23 protein-coding genes and 1 tRNA gene are annotated in these 23,975 nt (G+C 53.8%); 20 read left to right on the plus strand and 4 right to left on the minus strand.

Annotation, left to right across the window (positions count from 1 at the left end; translation table 11 throughout):
• The first annotated feature begins 203 nt into the window (after positions 1–203).
• From KAJ71_RS03335 to KAJ71_RS03350, 4 genes are read left to right on the plus strand one after another with little or no spacing between them, the layout of a single operon-like run.
• Complete coding sequence (locus KAJ71_RS03335) at positions 204–1,349, plus strand: MlaE family ABC transporter permease (protein ID WP_248944369.1); 1,146 nt, start codon at positions 204–206, stop codon at positions 1,347–1,349.
• Complete coding sequence (locus tag KAJ71_RS03340; RefSeq protein ID WP_065683235.1) at positions 1,346–2,143, plus strand: ABC transporter ATP-binding protein; 798 nt, start codon at positions 1,346–1,348, stop codon at positions 2,141–2,143. Before KAJ71_RS03335 ends, KAJ71_RS03340 begins: the two co-directional genes overlap by 4 nt.
• Before the next feature lie 3 nt (positions 2,144–2,146).
• A complete protein-coding gene (locus KAJ71_RS03345) occupies positions 2,147–3,088 on the plus strand; it encodes an MlaD family protein (protein ID WP_248944370.1) in 942 nt (313 codons plus the stop codon).
• Entirely contained in the window at positions 3,085–3,702 is a 618-nt protein-coding gene (locus tag KAJ71_RS03350; protein ID WP_248944371.1) for an ABC-type transport auxiliary lipoprotein family protein, read from the plus strand. Before KAJ71_RS03345 ends, KAJ71_RS03350 begins: the two co-directional genes overlap by 4 nt.
• Here KAJ71_RS03350 and dsdC read toward each other — a convergent pair.
• Positions 3,699–4,640: a DNA-binding transcriptional regulator DsdC gene (gene dsdC, locus KAJ71_RS03355; protein ID WP_248944372.1), complete on the minus strand. Its 942-nt coding sequence runs from the start codon at positions 4,638–4,640 to the stop codon at positions 3,699–3,701. The two genes, KAJ71_RS03350 and dsdC, sit on opposite strands and share 4 nt — an antisense overlap.
• 245 nt (positions 4,641–4,885) lie before the next feature.
• Here dsdC and dsdX point away from each other — a divergent pair, with 245 nt between their 5' ends.
• The 10 genes from dsdX to KAJ71_RS03405 all read left to right on the plus strand — a co-directional run bounded on the left by dsdX (position 4,886) and on the right by KAJ71_RS03405 (position 15,800).
• Positions 4,886–6,223, plus strand: coding sequence for a D-serine transporter DsdX (gene dsdX / locus KAJ71_RS03360; protein WP_024485917.1), 1,338 nt, complete (start codon positions 4,886–4,888; stop codon positions 6,221–6,223).
• A 17-nt stretch (positions 6,224–6,240) separates the two neighbouring features.
• Entirely contained in the window at positions 6,241–7,572 is a 1,332-nt protein-coding gene (dsdA, locus tag KAJ71_RS03365) for a D-serine ammonia-lyase (RefSeq protein ID WP_248944373.1), read from the plus strand.
• A gap of 176 nt (positions 7,573–7,748) precedes the next feature.
• Positions 7,749–9,656: an FTR1 family iron permease gene (locus tag KAJ71_RS03370; RefSeq protein WP_248944535.1), complete on the plus strand. Its 1,908-nt coding sequence runs from the start codon at positions 7,749–7,751 to the stop codon at positions 9,654–9,656.
• Positions 9,657–9,722: 66 nt separating this feature from the next.
• Complete coding sequence (locus KAJ71_RS03375) at positions 9,723–10,250, plus strand: iron transporter (protein ID WP_248944374.1); 528 nt, start codon at positions 9,723–9,725, stop codon at positions 10,248–10,250.
• Between the two features lie 199 nt (positions 10,251–10,449).
• The gene (locus tag KAJ71_RS03380) at positions 10,450–11,820 is read left to right on the plus strand and encodes a Fe-S-containing protein (protein WP_248944375.1); all 1,371 of its coding nucleotides are present in this window, start codon (positions 10,450–10,452) and stop codon (positions 11,818–11,820) included.
• A gap of 2 nt (positions 11,821–11,822) precedes the next feature.
• Complete coding sequence (locus tag KAJ71_RS03385) at positions 11,823–13,103, plus strand: ABC transporter permease (protein ID WP_248944376.1); 1,281 nt, start codon at positions 11,823–11,825, stop codon at positions 13,101–13,103.
• 13 nt (positions 13,104–13,116) lie between these two features.
• Entirely contained in the window at positions 13,117–14,229 is a 1,113-nt protein-coding gene (locus KAJ71_RS03390) for an ABC transporter permease (protein WP_248944536.1), read from the plus strand.
• A 2-nt stretch (positions 14,230–14,231) separates the two neighbouring features.
• A complete protein-coding gene (locus tag KAJ71_RS03395) occupies positions 14,232–14,954 on the plus strand; it encodes an ABC transporter ATP-binding protein (protein WP_248944377.1) in 723 nt (240 codons plus the stop codon).
• A complete protein-coding gene (locus KAJ71_RS03400) occupies positions 14,944–15,501 on the plus strand; it encodes a TlpA family protein disulfide reductase (RefSeq protein ID WP_248944378.1) in 558 nt (185 codons plus the stop codon). The genes KAJ71_RS03395 and KAJ71_RS03400 overlap by 11 nt, the downstream gene beginning before the upstream one ends.
• Positions 15,501–15,800, plus strand: coding sequence for a c-type cytochrome (locus KAJ71_RS03405; RefSeq protein WP_248944379.1), 300 nt, complete (start codon positions 15,501–15,503; stop codon positions 15,798–15,800). Before KAJ71_RS03400 ends, KAJ71_RS03405 begins: the two co-directional genes overlap by 1 nt.
• 58 nt (positions 15,801–15,858) lie before the next feature.
• On the opposite strand, the gene KAJ71_RS03410 is transcribed toward KAJ71_RS03405, so the two are convergent.
• A complete protein-coding gene (locus KAJ71_RS03410; protein WP_248944380.1) occupies positions 15,859–16,638 on the minus strand; it encodes a TIM barrel protein in 780 nt (259 codons plus the stop codon).
• A 184-nt stretch (positions 16,639–16,822) separates the two neighbouring features.
• Between KAJ71_RS03410 and KAJ71_RS03415 the strand changes: the two genes are divergently transcribed.
• From KAJ71_RS03415 to KAJ71_RS03425, 3 genes are read left to right on the plus strand one after another with little or no spacing between them, the layout of a single operon-like run.
• Complete coding sequence (locus KAJ71_RS03415; RefSeq protein ID WP_283106626.1) at positions 16,823–17,341, plus strand: sugar dehydrogenase complex small subunit; 519 nt, start codon at positions 16,823–16,825, stop codon at positions 17,339–17,341.
• A gap of 26 nt (positions 17,342–17,367) precedes the next feature.
• Entirely contained in the window at positions 17,368–18,957 is a 1,590-nt protein-coding gene (locus tag KAJ71_RS03420) for a GMC family oxidoreductase (protein ID WP_248944382.1), read from the plus strand.
• 2 nt (positions 18,958–18,959) lie between these two features.
• Positions 18,960–20,366 (plus strand): c-type cytochrome, encoded by a 1,407-nt coding sequence (locus KAJ71_RS03425; RefSeq protein ID WP_248944383.1) that lies wholly within the window; start codon positions 18,960–18,962, stop codon positions 20,364–20,366.
• Between the two features lie 56 nt (positions 20,367–20,422).
• On the opposite strand, the gene KAJ71_RS03430 is transcribed toward KAJ71_RS03425, so the two are convergent.
• Positions 20,423–20,731, minus strand: a complete 309-nt coding sequence (locus tag KAJ71_RS03430) for a monooxygenase (RefSeq protein WP_248944384.1) — start codon at positions 20,729–20,731, stop codon at positions 20,423–20,425.
• A 145-nt stretch (positions 20,732–20,876) separates the two neighbouring features.
• On the opposite strand from KAJ71_RS03430, the gene KAJ71_RS03435 reads away from it, so the two are divergent.
• Positions 20,877–21,035: a hypothetical protein gene (locus KAJ71_RS03435; RefSeq protein ID WP_248944385.1), complete on the plus strand. Its 159-nt coding sequence runs from the start codon at positions 20,877–20,879 to the stop codon at positions 21,033–21,035.
• Positions 21,036–21,053: 18 nt separating this feature from the next.
• Here KAJ71_RS03435 and KAJ71_RS03440 read toward each other — a convergent pair.
• Positions 21,054–21,129: transfer RNA gene (locus KAJ71_RS03440), tRNA-Asn, on the minus strand.
• Between the two features lie 665 nt (positions 21,130–21,794).
• Here KAJ71_RS03440 and KAJ71_RS03445 point away from each other — a divergent pair.
• Both KAJ71_RS03445 and KAJ71_RS03450 read left to right on the plus strand, forming a co-directional pair.
• The gene (locus tag KAJ71_RS03445; RefSeq protein WP_248944386.1) at positions 21,795–22,211 is read left to right on the plus strand and encodes a YuaE family lipoprotein; all 417 of its coding nucleotides are present in this window, start codon (positions 21,795–21,797) and stop codon (positions 22,209–22,211) included.
• A 613-nt stretch (positions 22,212–22,824) separates the two neighbouring features.
• Positions 22,825–23,943 (plus strand): branched-chain amino acid ABC transporter substrate-binding protein, encoded by a 1,119-nt coding sequence (locus KAJ71_RS03450; RefSeq protein WP_248944387.1) that lies wholly within the window; start codon positions 22,825–22,827, stop codon positions 23,941–23,943.
• The last annotated feature ends 32 nt before the right edge of the window (positions 23,944–23,975 follow it).

The raw sequence follows: 23,975 nt of genomic DNA on the forward strand, positions 1-23,975 counted from the left end.
GGGCTGGGGATCTCCCGGCCCTGTATCTTTTCAGAGATGCTGAACCCTGAACGACCACCAAGAATAACGATATTTTACCGTGCCACAGCAAATCTGCTTAAAGCCGCTACGCTAATGTTATAAATAGATTTTGCCTGATGAATTTCAAGTTGTCGCTTGAAGGACGACGGGTATGGATTTCTTTGCCAGTAGAGGCTGTCACAATGGCAGAACAGCAACTCAGCACATTACTCAACGTGGACGAGACGCTACATCCTCCCCGTATCTTGGCATCTGGGGATTGGGTGCTGGCACATTATCGCCTGTTGGAACCTGCCGTTGGGCAACTGCAAGCTCGCTTGCCGGCCGACGTGGTGTTCGATCTCAGCCAACTGGGTAGCCTGGATACGGCGGGTGCCACCTTGTTGGTCAATCTGCTGGGTGACCAACGGATATCCGATCTTGAACAGTTAGCCCCCACGCTCCCTGTGGAACGCCGAGTGCTGCTGGAAACCGTTGGCCGTGCCTTGCAAGGATTTGAGCCACCACCGGCAGAAAAGCCGCCCGGTCTGGCAATCGAACTGCTGGCCAACGTCGGCCGGTCGATGGAAAATTTCTGGCACAACCTGATAGCCCTGTTAGGGTTTATCGGCCTGACGTTGCAAACCCTGTTTGCCAGTCTGCTACGCCCAACGCGCTGGCGGATCACCTCGCTAGTGGCCAATCTCCAGCAAATTGGCCTGAACGCGGTGCCGATCATTATGCTGCTGACCTTCCTGGTGGGGGCAGTCATCGCTTTCCTGGGTTCAACCGTCCTGTCTACCTTCGGTGCCAGCATTTTCACCGTGCAACTGGTGGTGTTTTCGTTCCTGCGTGAATTCGCGGTGCTGCTGACGGCCATCTTGATGGCGGGCCGTACCGCCAGCGCCTTTACCGCAGAGCTTGGGCTGATGAAGGCCAACGAGGAAATAGACGCTATTCAGGCGATGGGGCTGAACCCGGTCGAATTGCTGGTGCTCCCGCGCGTGCTGGCGCTGCTACTGGCACTGCCGATGTTGACCTTTATCGGCATGATTAGCGGCATCTTTGGTGGCATGGTCGTCTGCGCGCTGACGTTGGATATCTCACCGACCATGTTTTTAACCATCACGCAGAGCAGCGGCGGTTTTCAGAACTTCCTGGTAGGGATGAGCAAAGCGCCGGTGTTTGCGTTCCTGATTGCCATTATCGGTTGCCTGGAAGGGTTTAAAGTCAGCGGTAGCGCCGAGTCGGTAGGGGCACATACCACCGCCAGCGTCGTGCATTCAATCTTTGTGGTGATCCTGCTGGATGCGGTCGCTGCACTGTTCTTTATGGAGATGGGTGTGTGAGCCAGACGACCCCGGAAGCCATTATTCGCATCCGTAAATTGCGAAACTGTTTTGGCACCCAATGTGTGCATGTTGACCTCGATCTGGACGTGCGCCGAGGAGAAATCCTGGGCGTGGTTGGCGGTTCGGGCACTGGCAAATCCGTGCTGTTGCGCAGCATCGTTGGTCTGCGTCGCCCAACTGCTGGCCAGATCCACGTCTTTGGCGAGGATCTGATGGCGCTCTCTGGTACACGCCGTTCCGTGCTGGAAAGGCGATTTGGTGTGCTGTTTCAGAGAGGAGCCTTATTCAGTTCGCTGACGGTGACGGAAAACGTGGCGTTGCCGCTGATTGAATATGCAGGTTTACCGCGCCGCGATGCCGAGCAGTTGGCACAGGTGAAACTGGCGCTGGCCGGTCTGCCTGCCAGTGCCGGCAATAAGTATCCGGCTTCGCTTTCTGGCGGCATGGTCAAGCGGGCTGCGTTGGCCCGATCGCTGGCGTTGGATCCGGAAATTGTGTTTCTGGATGAGCCAACGGCCGGGCTGGATCCCATCGGTGCCGCCGCCTTTGACAGCCTGATACGCACGTTGCGCGATGCCTTGGGGTTAACGGTGTTTCTGGTCACCCACGATCTCGATACGCTTTATACGATCTGTGACCGGGTAGCGGTACTTTCGCAGAAGAAGGTACTGGTGGTGGATACGCTGGAGGTGGTGGCCGCCACTGACGATGCCTGGATCCAAGAGTATTTCCACGGCCCGCGTGGGCGGGCGGCACAGCAGGCCGTAACGAATATCCCAGAGAGGCAATAACAAATGGAAACCCGTGCGCATCATGTCTTGATTGGTTTATTTACTCTCATTATTTTCACCGCCGTGCTGCTGTTCAGCCTGTGGCTAACCAAGTCTGGCACCGATCGCCAGTTTAAACAGTACGATATCGTGTTCAATGAAGCCGTCAGCGGCCTGTCACAGGGCAGCACGGTCAATTACAGTGGGATCCGCGTGGGGGAAGTGACTCTGCTGCGGTTGGATCCCAACGTACCAACCAAAGTCTGGGCGCGCATTCGGGTCACGGCCTCTGCGCCGATCCGTGAGGACACCCAGGCCCGCCTGGCAATAGCTGGCATTACCGGTACGTCCAATATCCAACTCAGCGGCGGCAGTGAAGCCAGCCCGCTGCTGACAGGAGAAGATGGGGCAATCCCGGTGATTATCGCTACGCCATCGCCGCTGACCCAGTTGCTCGCCAATGGCGAAGATGTGATGAGCAATGTCAACCAAGTGCTGGTGCGTTTGAATCAGCTAATGACGCCGGATAATCAGCAGCGTCTGGTGAATACGCTGGATAATCTGGAACAGATTACCTCTACCGTAGCCGGGCAGCGTGAAGATATCCGCACCATCCTGCAACAGTTGGCGCTGGTGACCAAGCAAAGCAACGATACGCTGGCGCAGACCAATCGGTTGGTGCGCAATGCCAACGTATTGCTGGACGGGCAGGGCAAGCAGTTGATCAGCAATGCGGCTAACACGATGGCATCGCTTGAGAAGACCAGTGCGTTGCTCAATAAATTGCTCAATGAGAATCAACAGTCACTCAATAGCGGCATCCAGGGATTCAACGATCTTGGCCCGGCGGTGGATGAATTGCGTAGAACCTTATTGACCTTGCGCGGTGCCATGAGCCGCCTGGAAGAGAACCCGTCCGCCTTGCTCAGGGGCCGCGAACGTACCAAGGAGTTTACCCCTAAATGATTAAGCTAAAACTTCGCCAGACGCTACGGTTGTTGGTGCTGATAGCCGTGATACCGTTGGCCGCCTGCACTATTTTGCCGGAAAGCCCGATACAGCAGGTGTATTTGCTGCCAGCCCAGCCAGCGGCCGTAGCCGGGGGCCAGGTATCTGAACGCTCGGTACGTATCGTGCAGCCCAATACCAGCCAGTTTTTGAACGGTACGCGTATTGCGGTGCAGCCTCAGGGCGCGGAGATCACCTCTTTTAGCGGCTCACGCTGGAGCGATCCGGCCCCGTTATTGCTGCGTAATCGTCTGATCCAGGAGTTCCGCACCAGTGGTCATTTCCGCTCGGTGAGCAGCGACGATGACAATTTGCAGGCGGATCTTGAGCTGGGTGGTGACTTGTCCTCGTTCCAGGGAGTCTATGACGGCGAGCGGGGCGAAGTGGTGATCCGCTTTGACGCTCGTCTGGTTCGCACCTCCGATCGCCGAGTGATGGCCAGCCGTAGTTTTGCGGTGCGTGAGCCGATCAACGGTAAATCGATGGACAACGTTGTACAGGCCTTTGGCCTGGCCAGCGATAAGCTGGCAGCGCAGACGCTGGCGTGGGCGCGCCAGCAGGCGGCTAATTAAGACCCCTCGGCCATGGCCTTTAACCACAGGATAAAGGCATTGATTTTGGGCCATTGCCGATCTGAGAGCGTGGAAATGTAGTAGCGCTGGGCGCATTGCATTTCCATGCCGGGGAAGGGCGCGATAAGTTCGTTATTCTCCAGGCGCTTACCCACCAACTTCTTGCGGCCCATGGCAATTCCCACGTGGTTCATGGCAGCGATCACCGCCAGATCCGAACGATCAAACCCCATCGCGCGCTGACCTTCGGCAAATTCCAGATCAAAGTGTTTGGCCCAGGTATTCCACTCCCCGATGTCCGAGTCGTAACTCCATGCCTGACGATCGTGCAATAACGTGCAGCGCCGCAGGTTGGCGGGGTTACCCACTAGCTCATGGCGCTCGGCGTACTCCGGGCTGCATACGGGCACGATCGACTCATCCATCAAATGCTGGCAATCGAGTTTCTCCGGCGTTTTGTCATCAAAATAGATCGCCAGATCGATCCCCGCCCCGTGGAAGTTCACCATTTCGTTGCCGGTGAGAATATTCAGACTGATGGCCGGATATTGGCGATCAAAGTCCGCCAGCTTGGGCACCAGCCAGCATTGGGCAATCGACGGGCGGGAGTAGATAGTCAGAGTGCCTGACAGCTCCTGGCTCTTAATCTCCAGTATCTCCTGATTGAGATAGCTGAGTGACGATTTCAATACCCAGAATAGCCGCTCGCCCTCGGGGGTCAGTTCGATCCGGCGGTGAAAGCGCTGGAATAGCTTAAAACCCAACTCGGCTTCCAGGTTGTTGATCCGATGGCTGACGGCGCTGGGGGTGATCGCTAACTCTTCGGCGGCCAGCACGAACGAACCTTGCCGCGCGGCAATCTCAAACGTATGCAGCTTGGCTAGCTGATAGCCATTCAGGTGCCTGTTGCGGGCGAGCTGGTGCTTTTCGTCGTACACGGTCATCACCTGTTAATCAGTAGGGGCGCCGCATGCTGCGCCGGTTATAAATCATCAAGGAGTATATCGAAATCCGGGCTTAAAGATGAAGCAATGTGAGCCAAAGACGGAAATAGTGCCAAATGTTGACCTAAATCACCTGATTGATTGAATTTGGCTCATGTGAAGAGGCGTTTTGATCGTTTGTCAGCGCTGGGGCGTTAGTTTCCAATAGGAGTGAAATTTATCCTGGAAGGACGCTGAACATGGACTCGCAGATCTGGGTAGTCGCTACGTTATTAAGCAGCATCATTATCATTATTCTCACTATCGTAAAATTCAAGATCCACCCGTTCCTGGCGCTGCTGCTGGCCAGTTTTTATGTGGGAGCCCTGATGGGCATGAACCCGCTGGAAATGGTCAATGCCATTGAAGGCGGCATCGGCGGGACCTTGGGCTTCCTGGCGGCGGTGATTGGTTTAGGCACCATTCTGGGCAACATGATGGAAGTGTCCGGGGCGGCAGAACGCATAGGCATCACCTTGCAAAAGTGCCGCTGGCTGTCGGCTGACGTGATCATGGTGCTGGTGGGGCTGGTCTGCGGCATTACGCTGTTTGTTGAAGTGGGCGTGGTGTTGCTGATCCCGCTGGCGTTCTCGATTGCCAAAAAAACCAATACCTCCTTGCTGAAGTTGGCGATCCCGCTGTGTACCGCATTGATGGCCGTGCACTGTGTGGTTCCTCCGCATCCGGCGGCGCTGTTTGTCACCAACAAGTTGGGTGCCGATGTGGGCTCGGTGATTGTGTATGGTTTGATTGTCGGGCTGGCCGCTTCGCTGATTGGTGGGCCGCTGTTCCTCAAGTTGGTCGGCAAGCGCCTGCCGTTCAAACCGGTCCCCGCCGAGTTTTCCTCCGTGCAGGTGCGTAACGAGCAGGACTTGCCTTCGTTGGGTGCCACACTGTTTACCGTGCTATTGCCGATCATTCTGATGTTGGTGAAAACTGCAGCGGAACTCTATATGGCCAAAGACAGCGCGCTGTATACCTTCCTGGAGTTTATCGGCAACCCGATCACCGCCATGTTTATCGCCGCCTTCGTGGCCTACTACGTGCTGGGTATTCGCCGCAATATGGGCATGGGCACCTTGCTGACCAAAACGGAAAACGGCTTCTCTTCCATCGCCAACATCTTGCTGATTATCGGGGCCGGTGGTGCATTCAACGGCATATTAAAAGCCAGTGGGCTGGCAGATACGCTGGCCGTGATCCTGTCGAATATGGATATGCATCCGATCTTGCTGGCCTGGCTGGTGGCTATCTGCCTGCATGCGGCGGTGGGGTCGGCCACCGTGGCGATGATGGGAGCAACGGCCATTGTTGCCCCCGTATTGCCACATTACCCTGGCGTCAGCCCGGAGATCATCGCGTTGGCCATCGGCTCGGGTGCCATCGGTTGCACCATCGTCACCGACTCGCTGTTCTGGCTGGTTAAACAATATTGCGGCGCGACGCTTAGCGAGATGTTTAAGTATTATACCTCGGCCACCTTTATTGCTTCGCTGATTGCGCTGGGAACCACATTCCTGCTTTCTTATATCATTTAGACCAAAAGAGACTATTTATGAATACGTTAGACATTGAAAACCTGGTAGTGAAATTTCCTTTGGTGCAACGGCTGATGGATTTGGAAGCGGTGACCTGGTTCAACCCCAATACGACTACGCTGGAGGAAGGGTTACCGTACGTCGGGCTGACGCAAAACGATGTCACCGAGGCCGAAGTGCGCTTGCAACGCTTTGCTCCGTATCTGTGCCTGGCATTTCCTGAAACGCAGCAAACGAACGGTATTATCGAGTCTGAAGTGGTGGCGATCCCGGCGATGCAGAGCGCGCTGGAACAGCGTTATGAGCAGGCCATCCAGGGTAAGATGTGGTTGAAAAAGGACAGCCATTTGCCGATTTCTGGCTCCATCAAGGCCCGTGGCGGCATCTATGAAGTGCTGACTCATGCGGAAAAGCTGGCCATTGAGGCGGGCATGCTGACGGTAGACGACGATTACAGCATCCTGTTTAGCGACAAGTTCCGCCAGTTCTTCAGCCAGTACAGCATCGCCGTGGGGTCAACCGGTAACCTGGGGATGTCGATTGGCATCATGAGTGCCAAGCTGGGGTTCAGCGTCAGCGTGCACATGTCTGCCGATGCTCGTGCCTGGAAAAAGCGCAAACTGCGTGAACACGGCGTTAACGTCGTAGAGTACGAACAGGATTACGGTGTGGCGGTGGCCCAAGGGCGTAAGCAGGCGGAGTCTGACCCGTGCTGTTTCTTTATCGATGATGAGAACTCGCAAACCCTGTTCCTCGGCTATGCGGTGGCCGGTGGCCGCCTGAAAAAGCAGTTTGCACAGATGAACATCCAGGTTGATCAGGACCATCCATTGTTTGTTTATTTGCCCTGTGGTGTAGGCGGCGGACCTGGTGGGGTGGCATTTGGCCTGAAGCTGGCGTTTGGTGACCATGTGCACTGCACCTTTGCCGAGCCGACGCACTCACCTTGCATGCTGCTGGGGATCCACACCGGATTGCACGACCATATCGCGGTGCAGGATCTGGGAATTGATAACGTCACGGCGGCGGATGGTTTGGCAGTCGGCCGTGCTTCTGGATTCGTAGGTCGCGCTATGGAACGCCTGCTGGATGGTTTCTATACCCTAAGCGATCAGGAGATGTACGACCTGCTTGGCTTGCTTGCCGATATTGAGGGCATTCAGTTGGAGCCTTCTGCATTGGCGGGCATGGCGGGGCCAGCTCGAGTCTGCGCCGCCCAAGATTATCTGAACAGCCACCAGATCGATGCCCAACGGATCGCTAATGCGACGCATTTGGTGTGGGCAACCGGCGGTGGCATGGTGCCTGAGGCAGAAATGGCCAAGTATCTCGCAGCGGCAAAACGCTAACGCTATATGCGGTTAAATGGGTGCAGCATGCTGCGCCCATTTAGTTACGTCCTTCCTCACGTTTCCCTCAACAAGAACAATAAATCGTCGCCATAGTTTGACCTCGATCAGAGTATCGTCTTGATGCGCCCATCATAATGAGAATTAATCCCATTATAAGAATGCCTATCATGACCATGCGTATTATTGGACGGATCCTGTTATTCTGCGCCGGATGGTTTCTTCTCAGCTCTGTCGCCCTGGCTGCCGCAGATTACCAACAGCTGAGCGATGACATTCAGTCACGCCTGGATAAAACCTCGCAGTTCTACCAGCAACAACAGATTGCTGAAGCCCGCAGCGAAGTACAGATGGCCTATTTTGAGGTGTTCGAAAACCTCGAAGGCCCGATCCGCATCAACATTTCCGCGCAAAAAAGCTATCAGATGGAGGCCGCCTTTGGCGAAATCCGCAAGATGATCGGCGATGGCAAGCCGCAGGCGGAGGTCGATGCCAAAATAGCCTGGCTGAAAAACGAGTTAAACGGCGTGCTGCCGGTATTGAGCGGTGGGCACAAACTCACGGCAGAACAGCAGCACGGCGCCTATGACAACGAACAAATCGCGTCCTACTGGCGGCAGAGCTTTAAAACCATTGATGACCTGCTGGCCGAAGCCGTCGGCCTGTATCAAAGCAACAGCTATGCCGAAGCCAGTAAAAAGGTGCAACAGGCGCAGTATGACGGCTTTAAAAACTCCGAGATGGAAACCTCGCTGCGGCAGAATCGCTCCTCCCAGCAGGCCGGGGACATTAACCGCCAGTTCTCTGAGCTGATCAAACTGAGTGGCGAACCGGATCAGATGAATGAGGTTGGCTACCGTGTGACCGCCTTATTGCAAGATCTTGAAGACTTGCTGCCTGGGCTACCAACCACCCGTGATGACCAAATCGTAGCGGCCACGCCAGACGCCAATGACGCCACGGCGGATGCGGACTGGCAGAAAGTGACCAACGATATTGATAAAGCGGTTAATGCGGCCATTGCGCAATACGCTACCGGGGATGGCAAAGGCGCCATGATGGCGATCCAGGACGCTTACTTCGACCTGTTTGAAGCCAGCGGCATGGAGAACAAGATCGGCTCGCGCGATCCGGCCTTTAAAACCCGCATTGAAGGCTACTTCACGCGCATGGTTAGCCAGATTAAAGCCGGACAGCCGCTTGATACCGTGAAGGAGCAGTCTCAGTCACTGCAAACCGATTTGACGGCGGCGGTAGAGATGTTGGGCACTGGCGGTCAGACCAACTGGAGCCTGCTGATTTACAGCCTGTTAATCATCGTGCGCGAGGGGCTGGAAGCCTTGCTGATCGTCGCGGCTATCGTCGCATATCTGGTGAAAAACAATCATCACGACAAATTGCCGCTCATCCGTCAGTCGGTGTATGTCGCGCTACTGGCTAGCGTAGTCACCGCCGTGATTTTCCAGTGGTTGTTCTCTAACTCCGGTGCCAGCCGTGAACTGCTGGAAGGGTTCACCATGCTGATTGCGGTGGTGATGCTGTTCTCCATGAGCTACTGGTTGCTGTCAAAAGTGGAAGCCAAGCAGTGGAAAGCCTATCTGGAGGGTAAGCTTTCGCACTCATTGAGCAGCGGCTCGATGGTTGGCCTGTGGCTGACCAGCTTCCTGGCGGTTTACCGCGAAGGGGCGGAAACCGTGCTGTTCTATTTTGCCCTGATGGGGGATTCCAGCTCAATGGAAGGGCACCTGTCCATTCTGGGCGGGTTCCTGATCGGCTGTGTGATTTTGCTGATCGCCTACCTGATCATGCGCTACAGCGTCGTCAAGTTACCTCTTAAACCGTTCTTTATGTTTACCGGCAGCTTTATGTACCTGATGGCCTTTGTGTTTGCTGGCAAAGGCGTGCTGGAGCTGATCGAAGGCAAACTGTTTGAGCCAACGTTGCTGAGCGGCGTGCCAGAAATTTCCTGGCTGGGTATTTACCCTTATGTCGAAACGCTGATACCACAGGCGATCCTGCTGATTGCCGCCGTATTTGCCCTGTGGGTGATGAGGCGGGGAACCGTAACAACAAGTCGGGGGTAACACCCCGCAGTATTTCTGGGATGATTTTTTAATCTGAACGATTATTTAGCGAGGATGATAACAACTATGGCTATGAACAAAAAATTAATCAGTGGCGCACTGATCGCCGGGATATTCACCGCACCAGCGGCGTTTGCCTTCAAAGAGTACCCTGCTGGCGAACCGGTAAAAATGAACGAGCTGGAGATCGCGGCCGTCTATCTGCAACCGATCGATATGGATCCGCGTGGGATGGGGCTGCCAGCGGCAAAAGCCGACATCCACCTGGAAGCGGATATCCACTCGGTTGAGGGCAACAAGAACGGTTTTGGCGCGGGCGAATGGATGCCTTACCTGACCATCGCCTACACCCTGATCAACACCGATACCGGTGAGAAGCAGGAAGGCACCTTTATGCCAATGGTCGCCAGCGACGGCCCACACTACGGTGCCAACATCAAGATGATGGGCGTGGGCAACTATAAGGTGACCTATCATATCGATCCGCCATCCAAAGCTGGCCTGCATCGCCATACCGATAGTGACACTGGCGTTGGCCGCTGGTGGAAACCTTTCGATGTTAGCTTCGACTTCAAATATGTCGGTTTGAACTGATTTACCCGGTCATCGGGTTATCGAGATTAACTGGCCGGGCAGGCAGTAATGCTTCCCGGCCGTTGGCGTTTAAATGCCAACGCCACGCGACGTTCTCCGTTGGTTGCCATGATTGGACAAGCTCATCATTAACGGATAACGGTTAATACCCAATTGCCGCTCAGGCAGAGCTTGTCAGTGAGTGGGGTGTACAGCCATCATGAGTTATTTTCTTGTTTCGGTACTGCAATCTTTCCTGCCCGTTGCTCTGCTGCTGGGGCTAAGCTGGACAGCACGCAAAACTCCCCTGGTGCGCCCGATGGTGCTGCTGAGCCTGATCGGCTTTTTTGGCGGCAGCTTTACCGCGACTCACCTGCCTGATTCACAGCAATGGGCGCTGTGGTTTACCGGCCTGCAAATCGCTCTGATCCTGCTGTTCCTGCTCAACCAGTTTACCTCTGGTTCGCGCTCGGGGTATGTCTGGCAGTTTATCCTGGTGCTGGTGGCTTCGCTGCGCTGGGGGAAAACCCCTAATCTGGGGGCGATCACCGCCACCGACGTCATCAACACCGAGCTGCTGCTCAATATCAGTGCGGTGATTGCTGGCATGATTATCGTGGCGTTTGCCGGGGCGCTGTTGGCGACCTGCGTGCGTCAGGTTCGCACTCTGCGCTGGCCGCTGCTGCTATTGTTGGCGTTGTTGCTGCTGGCACCGCTCTCCGGCGAACTGATGCTGGCATTAATGAAGCTCCAGGTGCTGGAACTCACCAAATCCTTGCTGAGCTATGTAGCCAAAGTCACCAATGCCAACGGTTTGATTAACTATTTCTGCGGCGGATTGCTGCTGCTGACGGCTCTGGTTTACCTGTTGAAAGTCGTCATACCGCGCCGTCGGGCGCGGGCGGAACCGCGGCCCATCGAACACCGTAAGGCCGTTGCCCACTATCAAAATTCCCGGCGCGTGTTGGTCATGACCTTGGTGCTGGCGGTGATTGCTGCCGGTTCCCAACTCTACTGGGACAAAATTGCCTCCCAGCCCCCGCGTTTATCTGAAGCCTTGCCGGTGACGCTGAATGCCGATGGGCTGGTCCATATCCCGATAGAACATGTCAAGGATGGCAAACTGCACCGCTTCGTCTGGGTGGCTGACGACGGTAAAGCCGTGCGCTTCTTCGTGATCAACCGCTACCCAGACAAACTGCGCCTGGGCGTGGTGTTTGATGCCTGCCTGCTGTGTGGCGATCAGGGCTACGTGATGGAAGGCAACCAGGTGATATGCGTGGCCTGTGACGTACGGATATTTATCCCGTCGATCGGTAAGCCGGGCGGTTGCAACCCGGTGCCGATCGAAGAGTGGGATATGACCGCCACGGATTTGGTCATCAGCAAGAAATCGCTGGAGTCCGGTCTTAACTATTTCAGCACCATCATTACGCTGGAAGTCACCGACCCGGTTGACGGCAGCAAGCTGACCAACACCAAAGCGGAACATCGCTACAACTACGCCGGTAAAACCTATTTCTTCTCCAGCGCGGCCAACTATGAAGCCTTCCGCGACACGCCAGAGAAATTCATCAAGGAAGGGGAATAACCATGTTATGGCGCATGCTGCAACAGTCGTGGTATCGCAATATCCGCAAAAAATCTCTGGCGGTGATCACCATTTTTCTGGCGGCGGGCCTGGTTTCTGCCCTGCTGGCCGTGTCGATAGATATCGGCGACAAGATGGCCCGGGAGATGAAATCCTATGGCGCTAACATCCTGATCGAACCGGCCGGGCAGGCGACCTTGCCCTCGCTGTTCGGTGAGAAAAACAACCCGCTGGCCGGTCAGGATTTTCTCGACGAGGCCGAACTACCCAATATCAAAGACATCTTCTGGCGCAATAACATCATCGGCTTTGCCCCGTTGCTGAGCGGTGAAGTCAGCGTACAGCAACGGGTAATACCGGTGTTAGGGACCTTCTTTGAACAGAAGGTCAACGTACCGGATGAAGAGAACTATCAGACCGGCCAGAAGATTATCAGCCCGTATTGGCAGGTGACCGGTCAGTGGCCTGATGAAAGCGGCGCGGTTAATCAGGCGCTGGTTGGCCAACAGTTGGCTCAACAGAGCGGCTGGAAGATTGGCGACACCATAACTGTCAAAGGTCCAGCAGCGGCGCTGGAGGTGACGATCAGCGGCATTCTGGCTAGCGGTGGCGATGAAGAACAGCAACTGGTGCTGCCCTTGGCGCAGGCTCAGAGCTTGCAGGGGCTGAAGGGCAAAGTGCAGGCCATCCGCGTCTCCGCGCTGACGGTGCCGGAGAACGAGCTGTCACGCAAGGCCAGGGCCGATCTGGAGTCGCTGGACGCAGAAGAATACGACTTGTGGTATTGCACCGCGTATGTCTCGTCCATCGCCCATCAGTTGGAGGAGGCGATATCCGGTTCCGGCGTTCGTCCGATCTGGCAGGTGGCCGCCTCAGAAGGGATTGTGATCGAGAAGATCCAACTGTTGCTGGCGGTGGTGACGTTGGCTGCGCTGTTGGCCTCCGCCATGGGCATTGCCTCGCTGATGACCAGCAATATTATGGAGCGCACCAAAGAGATTGGCCTGATGAAAGCGCTGGGGGCCAGACAGTGGCAGATCATGATGCTGTTCTATCTGGAGGCGGCAATGAGCGGCATTATTGGCGGCCTGTTAGGCAGCATCGCTGGCTGGGGATTGGCTAAGGGGATTGGTTTGATGCTGTTCGGCGCGCCGTTGAGCTTTGCCTGGATTGTGGTGCCTTGCGTGCTGGTGCTGTCGGTACTGATTGCGCTGGCAGGGACCTGGTTCCCGGCTCGCCGCATTGCTCATCTTTACCCGGTGGAGGTGCTGTATGGCCGTTAATTCCTCTCAGAGCATGTTCTGGCGCTTGGTGTTCCGCGCATTGCGCTTACGGATGCAGCGGGTGGCGGTGGTGTTTGCTGCGTTGGCGGTAGGGGCGGCGATCGTCACTGCGATGTCTGCGGTGTATTTTGATATCAACGCCAAAATGAGCCAGGAGCTACGCACCTTCGGCGCCAACTTTTATGTTGGGCCAGGGATGGGTAATTCCATGGCGGAGAAGAGTTATCAGCAGATTGTCGACAACGCCCCACCAGGGCTGGTGACGGCCAATAGCCCATATCTATACGGCATGGCGCGTACCGAACTGGAAAAAGTGGTGGTGATGGGCGTGTGGTTTGAATCGCTCAAGCAGATCGTTCCTTACTGGCAGGTAACGGGTAACTGGATTGGCGTCAGTTTTGATGATCGCAATGTGATGATCGGCTACAAGCTGGCAAACCGCCTTGAACTCAAGGTGGGTGACTCGGTGGTGCTGGTGGAAGGGGACCAGAAGAAAAAGTTGCAGATCAAAGGCATTGTCGAAGCCGGTGACGCTACGGATAACGTGCTGATTATCAACCTGCCACTGGCCCAAAGCTGGCTGCATCAGCCGGATCTAATCAGCCACGCCTTGTTCAGCGTTAACAACGAACGCGGTCAGGTGGAGCAGTTTGCCGAGCAGTTGCAAAAAAGCTATCCCGATTTGGAGATCCGCCCGATCCGCAAGGTTTCGGCTTCTGAAGGCCAGGTTTTGGACAAGATCAAAGGGCTGATGGGGCTGGTATCGGTGGTTATTCTGGTGCTATCAACGCTGTGCGTGAATACCACCTTGATGGCGATTGTCAGCGAGCGGTCGCGGGAGTTTGCCTTACAAAAAGCGTTAGGCGCCAAAAGCAGCGATATCGTGCGCCAGATTATGGCCGAGACTCTGATTATCGCACTGTTCGCCGTGGTAGTCGGCATTATTGCTGGCTATATCCTGGCTCAAGTTCTGGGGCATACCGTGTTCTCTGCCTCCATCGGGCTGCGGGCGCAGGTTATTCCACTGACGGTCATTCTTTCATTGCTGGTTGCCCTGATTGCAGCCGCATTGCCAACCTATCGCGCCGTGAATATTGAGCCGGCCAAAGTGTTAAAAGGAGAGTAACGGTGACTCAACAGCAACCGACGAACGATAAGCAACTCTCACCCTGGGTAATTGAAACCCGTCATCTCTATAAACGCTTCGGCCAAGTGGTGGCGCTGGAAGATATTAACCTCAAGATCAAGCGTGGCGAATTTGTCGCCATCATGGGGGCTTCGGGGTCAGGCAAAACGACGTTGATGAATATCCTGACCTGCCTGGATACCGTCAGTGACGGGCAGGTTTTGTTGGACGGCGTAGACGCCGCCGGGCTGGATGAAGAAGGGCGCAGAGCCTTCCGCTCCGACAAAATTGGTTTGGTATTTCAGCAGTTCCACCTGATCCCGTTCCTGACCGCGTTAGAGAACGTGATGTTGGCCCAGCACTATCATAGCGTGGTGGATGAAGTGGCCGCTCGCAAGGTGTTGGATCAGGTTGGCTTGGGCCACCGTTTTGATCATCTGCCGAGCCAGCTTTCCGGTGGTGAACAGCAACGCGTCTGTATTGCCAGAGCGTTGGTCAATGAACCTCCGGTGATCTTTGCCGATGAGCCAACCGGTAACCTGGATGAACAAAACGAGCAGAGGGTGCTGGGTTTGTTAACCGAGTTGCACAAGCTGGGGCGTACCATTGTGATGGTCACCCACAATCCGGAACTGGGCAAGTTTGCTGACCGCATCGTGCGCCTACAGCACGGCAAGTATCAGGGCGAAGAGCTTAAAGATCATGAGGTGGAGCATGTTAGCTAATGCCAAAAAGATTGGCGGTATCCTGTTAATCGCAGCCGCGTTATTGCTTAACGGCTGTAAAGAAGAGAAGGCCGAGATCGGTGCAGCGGCCCCTGCGCTGGCGGCCTATGATTTGCAGGGCAACCAGGTTGCGCTGAGCCAGTGGCAAGGTAAACATGTATTCCTGAATTTCTGGGCCTCGAGCTGTGGTGGCTGCCTGGCCGAAATGCCGGCGCTGGAGAAGCTGAGTAAAGAGTTTGGCGACAGCATCGTGGTGGTAGGTATCAACACGGATAAGGATGAGATGAATATCCAGGCGCTGTTGGATGAACGCCAGGTATCGTTTCCCAACGTGCGCGACCAACTGGCGATCACTCAGGAGCGTTATCAGGTGATCGGCACGCCAACTGCGTACCTGATCGACCCGCAGGGCAAGCTGATTGGCCAGTATGTGGGCATGCTGAAAGAACCTGAACTGAAGGCGGTATTCGAACAGTCCCGGCAGAAAGGGGAGCCGCCAACCCGTTTCGGCAATGGTCAGGTATTAAACCGTAGAGTAATTAACTGATGAACAAGCAACACGTAGCACTATTAATGACGCTATTGCTAGGCAGCGGCCCGGCATTGGCCCAGACCCCTGATGTGATCTATAAAAATAGCTGCGCCTCCTGCCATGGCCGCTATGGTGAAAAAAATGCGTTAGGTAAAGCCCGTCCGCTGAAAGATTTAACTCAGCAAGAAATCGCAGAAGGTCTGCTGGCTCGCAAGGCAGGTGAAATCGTGGGGGCAGGCAATAAGGCCAAAGCGCGTTTAAGCGATGAGGATATTACTGCGCTGTCGGCATATGTGGTGACGCTGCAGAAGTGAGGGGCCGGGGGCAGTATATTGCCCGCCAGGCAATTGGCTCCTATTCGACGGCAAAACATCAGAGCGTGAAGTGATCGCGAAACTGCGCCAGTGCTTCGCTACTGTCCCCAGAGGCCCAGCCTTCAAGTGCCACCACACCTTGGTAGTTAATCTCCTGTAATGTTCTGGCAATGGCGCGATAGTTGATTTCCCCGGTGCCTGGCTGCATACGGCCAGGCACATCCGCAACCTGGATCTCACCAATCTGTGTGCCACAGCGGCGGATCAGTTCAATCAGGTTACCCTCACCAATTTGTGCGTGGTAGAGGTCGAGGTTCATCTTAAGCGCTGGGCTGCTGACCGTTTCCACCAGCGCCAGTGTGTCAGCTGCGCGGGCAAAAGGCGTACCGGGATGATCAACCGTAAGGTTCAAGTTCTCTAGAGTGAAGATACGCCCAGCCCGCTCGCCGAGTTGTGCTAAACGACGCAGCGTATTGGCAGCCTTCAGCCACATGTTACCCGTCACCCTCTCAACCGGTTTCACCGGTAAGCCCTGTGGATCCAGGCCGGTACCGTGCAGGTTCAGGCAGGGGCAGTTCAGCCGTTCGGCTATCGTCAGCGAAGCTTCAGCGCTCTGCAACAGCTGCGCGATCTCGTTATCATCCGTTAAGTTGCCGCTGAGATAACCCGTCATTGAGGTGAATTTGGCCCCCGTTGCGACCAGGGCGTCGATATCTTTGTTGGCCCAGTTCCAGAGCTCAACACCAAAGCCCAGCGCATGGATGCGTTCTACACGTTCGATAAAGGGTAAATCCAGAAACACCATTTCTGCACAAACCGAGAGTTGATAGCTGGCCACTAGCGGTCTCCTAATTTAAGGGGGGTTATTTACAATTGGTCATCAATATACATGCTTAAGTTATTTTTTAATGTCAAAAAAAGATAATTTCAACCTGGTCACAAATTTAGGAGAAAATTAATCTGTTTACATTGTAGAGTTATTGGAGGACATTCGCTGTACTTATTTAATTAGGCCGTAATTTATGTATTCGAGAAGGCGTTTTCTAACAGCAGGCACTGCCCTGATGGGCTTTGCCGTATTCAAACCTTCCTTGTCCTGGGGGAGAATACCGAGTGAAAGCAGCGACGCTGCCATTTTTATTAAGCTTTCAGTGCTATTAACCAACGGGAAAAAAATGAGTCCGGTAATAGCACTACGTGCCTTGAATTGTTTGCAGGAAGAGGATCCTTACTTTTTAGAGAAAATGCAGTTGTTAGCCAATGCATTGAGAACGGAAAATATTCTCTCGGCCGATGAACTTAATCACCATTTGATTATGACTGGCGCCACAGGCGACACCGCCAAAAAAATCATTTCCGCCTGGTATCTTGGCTATACAGGAACACCCGTATCGCTACGGGCGTCAGATAACACGCGTTTTGTCAGTTACACCGATGCCTTTGCCTATGCTCCCACTTTGGATGCGACAGTGATCCCCACTTATTCCCGTGGCAAGACAAACTACTGGGCACTGCCCCCGATAACCCTAAACAGCGATTAATTCCCGTTGAAAATGAGAGTACTATCATGAGTAAACACTATGATGCCGATGTGATTGTCATTGGTTCTGGCGCGTTGGGTAGTAATGCGGCAACCTTGCTGGCCCGCAGTGGTAAATCGGTTATTATTCTTGAGGCGGGCGAGCACATTCCGCGCTGGAAAATCGTCGAAAACTTCAGAAACTCGTCGAAAAAATCTAATTATAACTCCCCCTATCCCAACGAGCCTTGGGCCCATCACTCCTATGATGAACAATATATAGAGAATACCGGTTCCTTTGATTTCCGGCCCGGCATGCTGAAACTGGTGGGGGGGACAACGTGGCATTGGGCGGCCGCCTGCTGGCGCTATCTACCTAGTGATATGAAGCTAAAAACGTTGTATGGCGTGGGGCGCGATTGGCCGCTGGAATACCACGAGTTGGAGCCGTTCTACTGCCAGGCTGAAATAGCTTTGGGGGTTTGCGGTAGCGATACCGACGATCAGAGTGGGCAGGGCGGCAGTGTTTTCCCACCACGTTCGCAGCCGTATCCGATGTTGCCTGAAGGCGAAACTTATCTATTCCAACGGCTGAAAAGTCGCATGGCCCCGGCAGGCTATCATTTTATCCATGAACCCAATGGGCGTGCTACTCGCCCGTATGATGGTCGCCCCGCCTGCAGCGGTAATAATAACTGTATGCCGGTATGCCCGATTGGTGCTATGTACAGCGGTGATCAACATGCCCAGCATGCGCAAAATGCCGGGGCACGTTTATTCACGGATTCAACCGTGTGGAAACTGGAAAAAGGCGTTGATGACAAAATTGTTGCCGCCCATGTTCGCAGTTCCAAAGGCGTTGATACGCGCTTAACGGCAAAATATTTCATCGTTGCTGCCCACGGTCTGGAAACTCCCAAGTTATTGTTAATTTCTGGCATAGCCAACAGTTCCGACCAGGTAGGTCGTAATTTAATGGATCACACCGGCATGGGCCTGCAGTTTCTGGCCGATGAACCTCTTTGGCCGGGGCGAGGCGCCGTACAGCAAGGGGGAATATTCAACTCTCGCGACGGCGATTTTCGTAAAACAAGAGCGGCAATCAAGCACGCGATTGCTAACAATGTTCCCAATATGGCCGTAGCACAGCGCCTGATAGCTCAAGGTGTCATAGGTAGCGAACTGGACAAACAGATCCGCCATCAGGCGGCACGCTGGGTCGATATCTCCACGGTGTTTGAAACTCTCCCTCAGGCAAGCAACACCGTACGCCCAAGTACCACACGCAAAGATGCATTGGGCATTCCGATGCTGACGGTGAATTACGAAGTCGATGACTATGTCAAAGCGGCAAAACCCGTGGTGGAGGCGGATTACAAAAGATTCGTCGCTCTGATGGGGGGCACCATCATTAATGACAATACTGGCTGGCAAAACCGTGACCATTTAATGGGGACGGTCATCATGGGCGATAACCCAAAAGATTCGGTGGTAAACCACGAGTGCCGGTGCTGGGATCATAGCAACCTGTTTCTTGCGACGACTGGGGTGATCCCCGCTTCGGGAGTCGTCAATCCCACGTTGACGGGCGTAGCTCTGAGTATTCGCGCGGCTGAAATCATCGAGCGTGAGATTTGAATATGAAAATACCCTTCAGGTTGCTCGCTGTAACCGTGTTGTTTATTGGGTTTAGCCACTCTTTAGCTGTATATGCCACCGATAAGGCGTTGGTTGAGCGTGGGAGATATATTGCGATTGCCGCTGATTGCGGTGCCTGCCATCGCCAGGCTCTCGATAATGGCGTTCCCTTTGCTGGGGGATACGCGATTGAGTCACCGATGGGGCGTATCATCGCCAGTAATATTACCCCCTCGAAACAGTACGGTATCGGTAATTATAGCGAACAGCAGTTTGCGCATGCTGTGCGTGAGGGGGGCGCCGCTGATGGCAAGAATCTCTACCCGGCTATGCCATACACCTCATACCGTGATATGACTACGGCGGATGTACAGGCGCTTTATGTCTACTTTATGCAGGGTGTTGAACCCGCAGAAATTCCCCCTTCAGCACGTACCGATCTGAGTTTCCCGTTTAATATCCGGCAGATGATGTGGGGCTGGAATCTGTTGTATCTCAGCGGCGCTTCCGTGGATAAGGCAGTGGCGCTTCCTGGTTCATTGGAGCGTGGTAAGTATTTGGTTGAGGTGTTGGCGCATTGCAGCGCCTGCCATACCCCACGCAATATCATGATGGCAGAGCAGCGCAGTCTTAACCTTGCCGGTAGCCCGCTTGGTGGGTGGTACGCCCCTAATATTACCCCTGATAAGAGCGGCATTGGCGATTGGAGCCAGCAGGATCTGGTCACCTATTTGAAAACTGGTCATCTGGCTGGTAAGGCACAGGCGGCAGGTGCGATGGCGGAAGCCGTTGAAAACAGCTTCAGCTTGATGACGAATGAGGATTTAAATGCGATGGCTGCCTGGGTTAAGCAGGTGCCAGCCATTCCTACGGCGGTAGCCAACATTGGGCTTCAATCGCCACGGGGTGGGGTTGATATCAATAGCGTTCTCACCGGGCAGGGAACCCTGACAGACAGCTCAACAACGGACGGGGCTAAACTTTATGAAAATGCGTGCGCTAGTTGCCATGGCCATGACGGTCAGGGAACCGACGATAGCTTTTATCCCGCATTAACTCGCAACCGTGCGGTTTCCGCATTCGGTCCGCAGAATTTGGTGATGGTCATCGTGGAAGGTATCCAACGTAAAACCAGTCATACCGATATCAGCATGCCCGCGTTTGCTGAACAGTTAAACAACGCGCAAATTGCCTCAGTCAGTAACTATGTCCGCAGTCGTTTTGCCGGTATTGACGACAAAGTGACTGCGCAGGATGTACAGACCCTTCGTGATGGTGGGGAGCCTCCGTTTATAATGCGATACATAAACTGGCTAATGACCGTAGGGATATTGGTGATGGTATGTGTGTTGGGCGGCTTTTGGTATTGGCGAAAAATAAGGCGTTCAGGCAGACAGCAAATTCGCTGACTCTATCAGTGTCCCCTCCTTCCAAAAGGAAGGAGGGGAACGGATGTAGCGCAAAGTTAATCACAGCGCCCATGGTTGACTTTGGTCAGGGGAAGGTTGATGTCGAATATTTTCAGATGGATATTTTTAGCCCCCATCGCTTCAGCCCTTTTGACATGGTGTTCGGCATATTTTTCGGCAAACGCTCGGCTTTCGAAAAAGTATATCCCGCCCGCCTCGCCGGTCTGCTCATTCTCAGTCCATATCTTGGAGATGAAACCCGGCTCTTGATTGATGCTTTCGGCCAGCGAGAGCGCATTTTTGGACAGGGTTGCGCCAAGCTGGTCGGCAGGGAAACTAAAATCAATCTGTAAAATGACACTCATGTCGTGTTCCTTTTCGTGACGGGTGGTTTTAGAGGAAACAGGGTTATTCCGTAGTACTTTCTGCAATGGGGGGGAACTGAGCATTGAGACGGTTAAGCAATGTCTCGGAGTCCACGTAACCTGTAGAGAGCAGGGGTATCTCCCCATGGCACTCCCATTTGTTGGTAAAAACATAATTGAACCGGCATTACCAACATTTTTACCAGCAAAAGGGTATGGCTTCGAGTGGTTTTTAGTGAACGAGGGTGAACTTGAAGAAGAGGGTAACCATATAATAGAAATGCAGAAAGCAGACGTCGGTTAACGTCTGCTTCCTTTAAAATGGCTCCTCTGACTGGACTCGAACCAGTGACATACGGATTAACAGTCCGCCGTTCTACCGACTGAACTACAGAGGAATCGTGTGAACGAGGCGAATAATAGCGAGGCGTATTAGGTTTGTCAAAGTACTAAAGTGAGGGAAAAGTGCGTTTGCTGCCAGATTGAGCATATTGGCTCGTTTTTCGGCACTTTGCTATGGCTAACAACGTGAAAAAACGCTGATCCATAGGGATGACAAAGATTAACGGGTTCAACATACAGCGAAATGGGCGCAGTATGCAGCCCCACAAAGTGAGTTGGTTGTCCATTTCCCCATTCCCCTGTAATGAAAAAATATTAAGTAGTACTGCCATAAATCGATCCCACTAAAATCCTACTCACCGAATATAAATTAATCAGGAAGGGTCTTAACGCCATCTGGACAGGGCTATTAGTGAAAACCAAAAATATCTGCTTATTTTTTTACCAAACTGTGATCGAGATTGTTTTTTTTATTTTTCAGCTGCTTGGTGATTTGTTTTTAAAAAAGTTGATGTAAATCAAAATGGTAGGCAGGTGTGGCTGGCGATAAGTGATTTTTTTTAAGATTCTTCTATGTTACTCTGGCGGACATTCTATGTGGATAGCAGTAATGGGGCCCTCGCAGATCTTGTCAATGCTTGCTTTATTACTCTATGCTACGCCAAGCCTTTTTTGTAGCGGTAAACCACGCCGTTCCTTTGTTTCCCGGAGTTTTTTAGTAATGAAAAAAACAATCGCCATTGCCACATTGTGTGTGTTGCTGGCAGGGTGTCAGACTGCGAAAACCAAACCAGCAACCGCCGCAGGTGTCCCTGCGCCAGCACCCGTCACGCCGAGCGCTACCGTTACGCAGCCAGCTCAGCCGATGGCTTCTGTCGGTACCGATGACATCATGTATCCCTGCATGAAAGAGCTGAATGCTCTGCAACAGGTTAATCCGGGGTTATATCAGACCCGCAGCGTAGAATTGAACGATATCGTGACGCAGGCCAAGCTTTATATGCGCATTCGTGACAACGTCAGCACCGACATCCATCAAATCATGGATGCCGCCTATCAGTTCCGCATTGCCAAAACCTGTAACCGTATCAGCACCGATCTGACCAATGCCTTGATCGAGCGTGTGGCTGGCGCCTAACGCGCATACCCCGTATTCAGATATTCCGGGAATACATGGTGTTGTACCAGAAACGCTCTCTTAGGGAGCGTTTTTGTTTTCTGCTCATCCAAAATGCCCTCCAGTTGCACCAGCAAGGTGCGCCAGCAAATTCTCCTCGTTCTTTTCTAACGCTCTTTGCCCGCTAAAACCAGTGAGCCTCCTCATTTTTCCGGCTGAGAGCGCCAGCAAATCGACTCTATTTTTGTATGCGCCGTCACAATGGCTAGATTTTTGCTTGGATAAACGCGGGTAAATCGGTTGCGCTCTCGCGCAAATTATTTTCCCCGACTACACATAAAGTGACTGCTCCACGTCATTTACCCGTCGTCTTTCAAGCTGCAGCGTTGTTACCTGCGCTTGCTCACCCCAGTCACTTACAAAAGTAAGCTCCTGGGGATGAGCAAGCTTGTCGTGTAGCAGTGCTGTACAGGGATGTACAAATGCCGCGAGCGCATGGACGCGCTAGAGCGGCCAACTTGAAATCCATAGGGCATACACCCGTCGTCGTCCTGCAATTGCCGCCGTTATTGGCCGCAATTTGCAACTGGCCGGGTTTACGGTCTTTCGCTAAAACAGTGCTGAGGAATGCAAAATGTCATTGAGATTGCTAAAAACCCCGCTTGCTGCTCTGCTTATTGGTTGTTTTAGTACGGCTTTTTCTGCACATGCCGATATCGTGATTGGCGTCGCCGGGCCATTCTCCGGCCCAAATGCCACCTATGGGGATCAATACTGGCGTGGGGCCTCGCAGGCTGCCGCAGACATCAATGCGGCCGGGGGGATTAAAGGGGAAAAAATCAAGCTGGTGCAGGGCGATGATGCTTGTGAACCTAAGCAGGCAGTCTCGGTAGCTAACCGCCTGGTCGATCAGGATCACGTCGCTGCGGTGGTCGGACACTTCTGCTCGTCTTCCACCATGCCCGCTTCAGAGGTGTATGACGAGGCCGGGATCATTGCCATCACACCCGGTTCTACTAACCCGCAAATCACCGAACGTGGCATGAATAACATGTTCCGCATGTGCGGCCGCGACGATCAGCAAGGGGTCATCGCCGCCAACTACATGCTGGATACCCTGAAGGCGAAAAAGATTGCCGTCATCCATGATAAGGACACCTACGGCCAGGGGCTGGCAGATGCCGCCAAGGCAGAAATGAACAAACGTGGCGTGAAGGAAGTGATGTACGAAGGGCTGTCGCGTGGTGAGAAAGATTTTAACGCCCTGGTGACCAAGATCGCCTCGGTTAATCCAGACGTGGTGTACTTCGGCGGTTGCCATCCAGAGGCGGGGCCGCTGGTGCGCCAGATGCGTGAACAAGGGGTGAAAGCCAAATTCTTCTCCGGCGACTGTATTGTTACCGAAGAACTGGTGACGGCGGCCGGTGGGCCACAGTACACCACTGGCGTGCTGATGACCTTCGGTAACGATCCACGTCAGATCCCTGAGGGGAAAGCGGTGATTGCCAAGTTCCGCGAGAGTGGATTTGAGCCGGAAGGGTACACGCTGTACTCCTACGCATCGATCCAGGCCATTGCTGCCGCCTTCAACGCCACCGGCGGTAAAGACAGTGCCAAAGCCAGCGAATGGCTGAAATCTCACGATGTGGATACCGTGATGGGGAAAAAAGCCTGGGATAAAAAAGGTGACCTGAAGGTATCAGACTACGTGGTCTACCAATGGGATGACAAAGGCAAATATCACCAGCTCTGATGTAAAGATCAACGGATCCGTGCGTGTGGCGG

The organism is Serratia silvae, from assembly GCF_023282985.1.
GTDB classification, from domain to species: Bacteria; Pseudomonadota; Gammaproteobacteria; order Enterobacterales; family Enterobacteriaceae; genus Chania; species Chania silvae.

Coding starts and splice junctions, on each gene's coding strand:
- KAJ71_RS03400 (WP_248944378.1), top strand. CDS start 14,944: ATGTTAGCTAATGCCAAAAAGATTGGCGGTATCCTGTTAATCGCAGCC.
- KAJ71_RS03335 (WP_248944369.1), top strand. CDS start 204: ATGGCAGAACAGCAACTCAGCACATTACTCAACGTGGACGAGACGCTA.
- KAJ71_RS03445 (WP_248944386.1), top strand. CDS start 21,795: ATGAAAAAAACAATCGCCATTGCCACATTGTGTGTGTTGCTGGCAGGG.
- KAJ71_RS03415 (WP_283106626.1), top strand. CDS start 16,823: ATGTATTCGAGAAGGCGTTTTCTAACAGCAGGCACTGCCCTGATGGGC.
- KAJ71_RS03385 (WP_248944376.1), top strand. CDS start 11,823: ATGTTATGGCGCATGCTGCAACAGTCGTGGTATCGCAATATCCGCAAA.
- dsdX (WP_024485917.1), top strand. CDS start 4,886: ATGGACTCGCAGATCTGGGTAGTCGCTACGTTATTAAGCAGCATCATT.
- KAJ71_RS03345 (WP_248944370.1), top strand. CDS start 2,147: ATGGAAACCCGTGCGCATCATGTCTTGATTGGTTTATTTACTCTCATT.
- KAJ71_RS03370 (WP_248944535.1), top strand. CDS start 7,749: ATGCGTATTATTGGACGGATCCTGTTATTCTGCGCCGGATGGTTTCTT.
- dsdA (WP_248944373.1), top strand. CDS start 6,241: ATGAATACGTTAGACATTGAAAACCTGGTAGTGAAATTTCCTTTGGTG.
- KAJ71_RS03380 (WP_248944375.1), top strand. CDS start 10,450: ATGAGTTATTTTCTTGTTTCGGTACTGCAATCTTTCCTGCCCGTTGCT.
- KAJ71_RS03450 (WP_248944387.1), top strand. CDS start 22,825: ATGTCATTGAGATTGCTAAAAACCCCGCTTGCTGCTCTGCTTATTGGT.
- KAJ71_RS03425 (WP_248944383.1), top strand. CDS start 18,960: ATGAAAATACCCTTCAGGTTGCTCGCTGTAACCGTGTTGTTTATTGGG.
- KAJ71_RS03390 (WP_248944536.1), top strand. CDS start 13,117: ATGTTCTGGCGCTTGGTGTTCCGCGCATTGCGCTTACGGATGCAGCGG.
- KAJ71_RS03375 (WP_248944374.1), top strand. CDS start 9,723: ATGGCTATGAACAAAAAATTAATCAGTGGCGCACTGATCGCCGGGATA.
- KAJ71_RS03430 (WP_248944384.1), bottom strand. CDS start 20,731: ATGAGTGTCATTTTACAGATTGATTTTAGTTTCCCTGCCGACCAGCTT.
- KAJ71_RS03420 (WP_248944382.1), top strand. CDS start 17,368: ATGAGTAAACACTATGATGCCGATGTGATTGTCATTGGTTCTGGCGCG.
- KAJ71_RS03405 (WP_248944379.1), top strand. CDS start 15,501: ATGAACAAGCAACACGTAGCACTATTAATGACGCTATTGCTAGGCAGC.
- KAJ71_RS03435 (WP_248944385.1), top strand. CDS start 20,877: ATGGCACTCCCATTTGTTGGTAAAAACATAATTGAACCGGCATTACCA.
- KAJ71_RS03350 (WP_248944371.1), top strand. CDS start 3,085: ATGATTAAGCTAAAACTTCGCCAGACGCTACGGTTGTTGGTGCTGATA.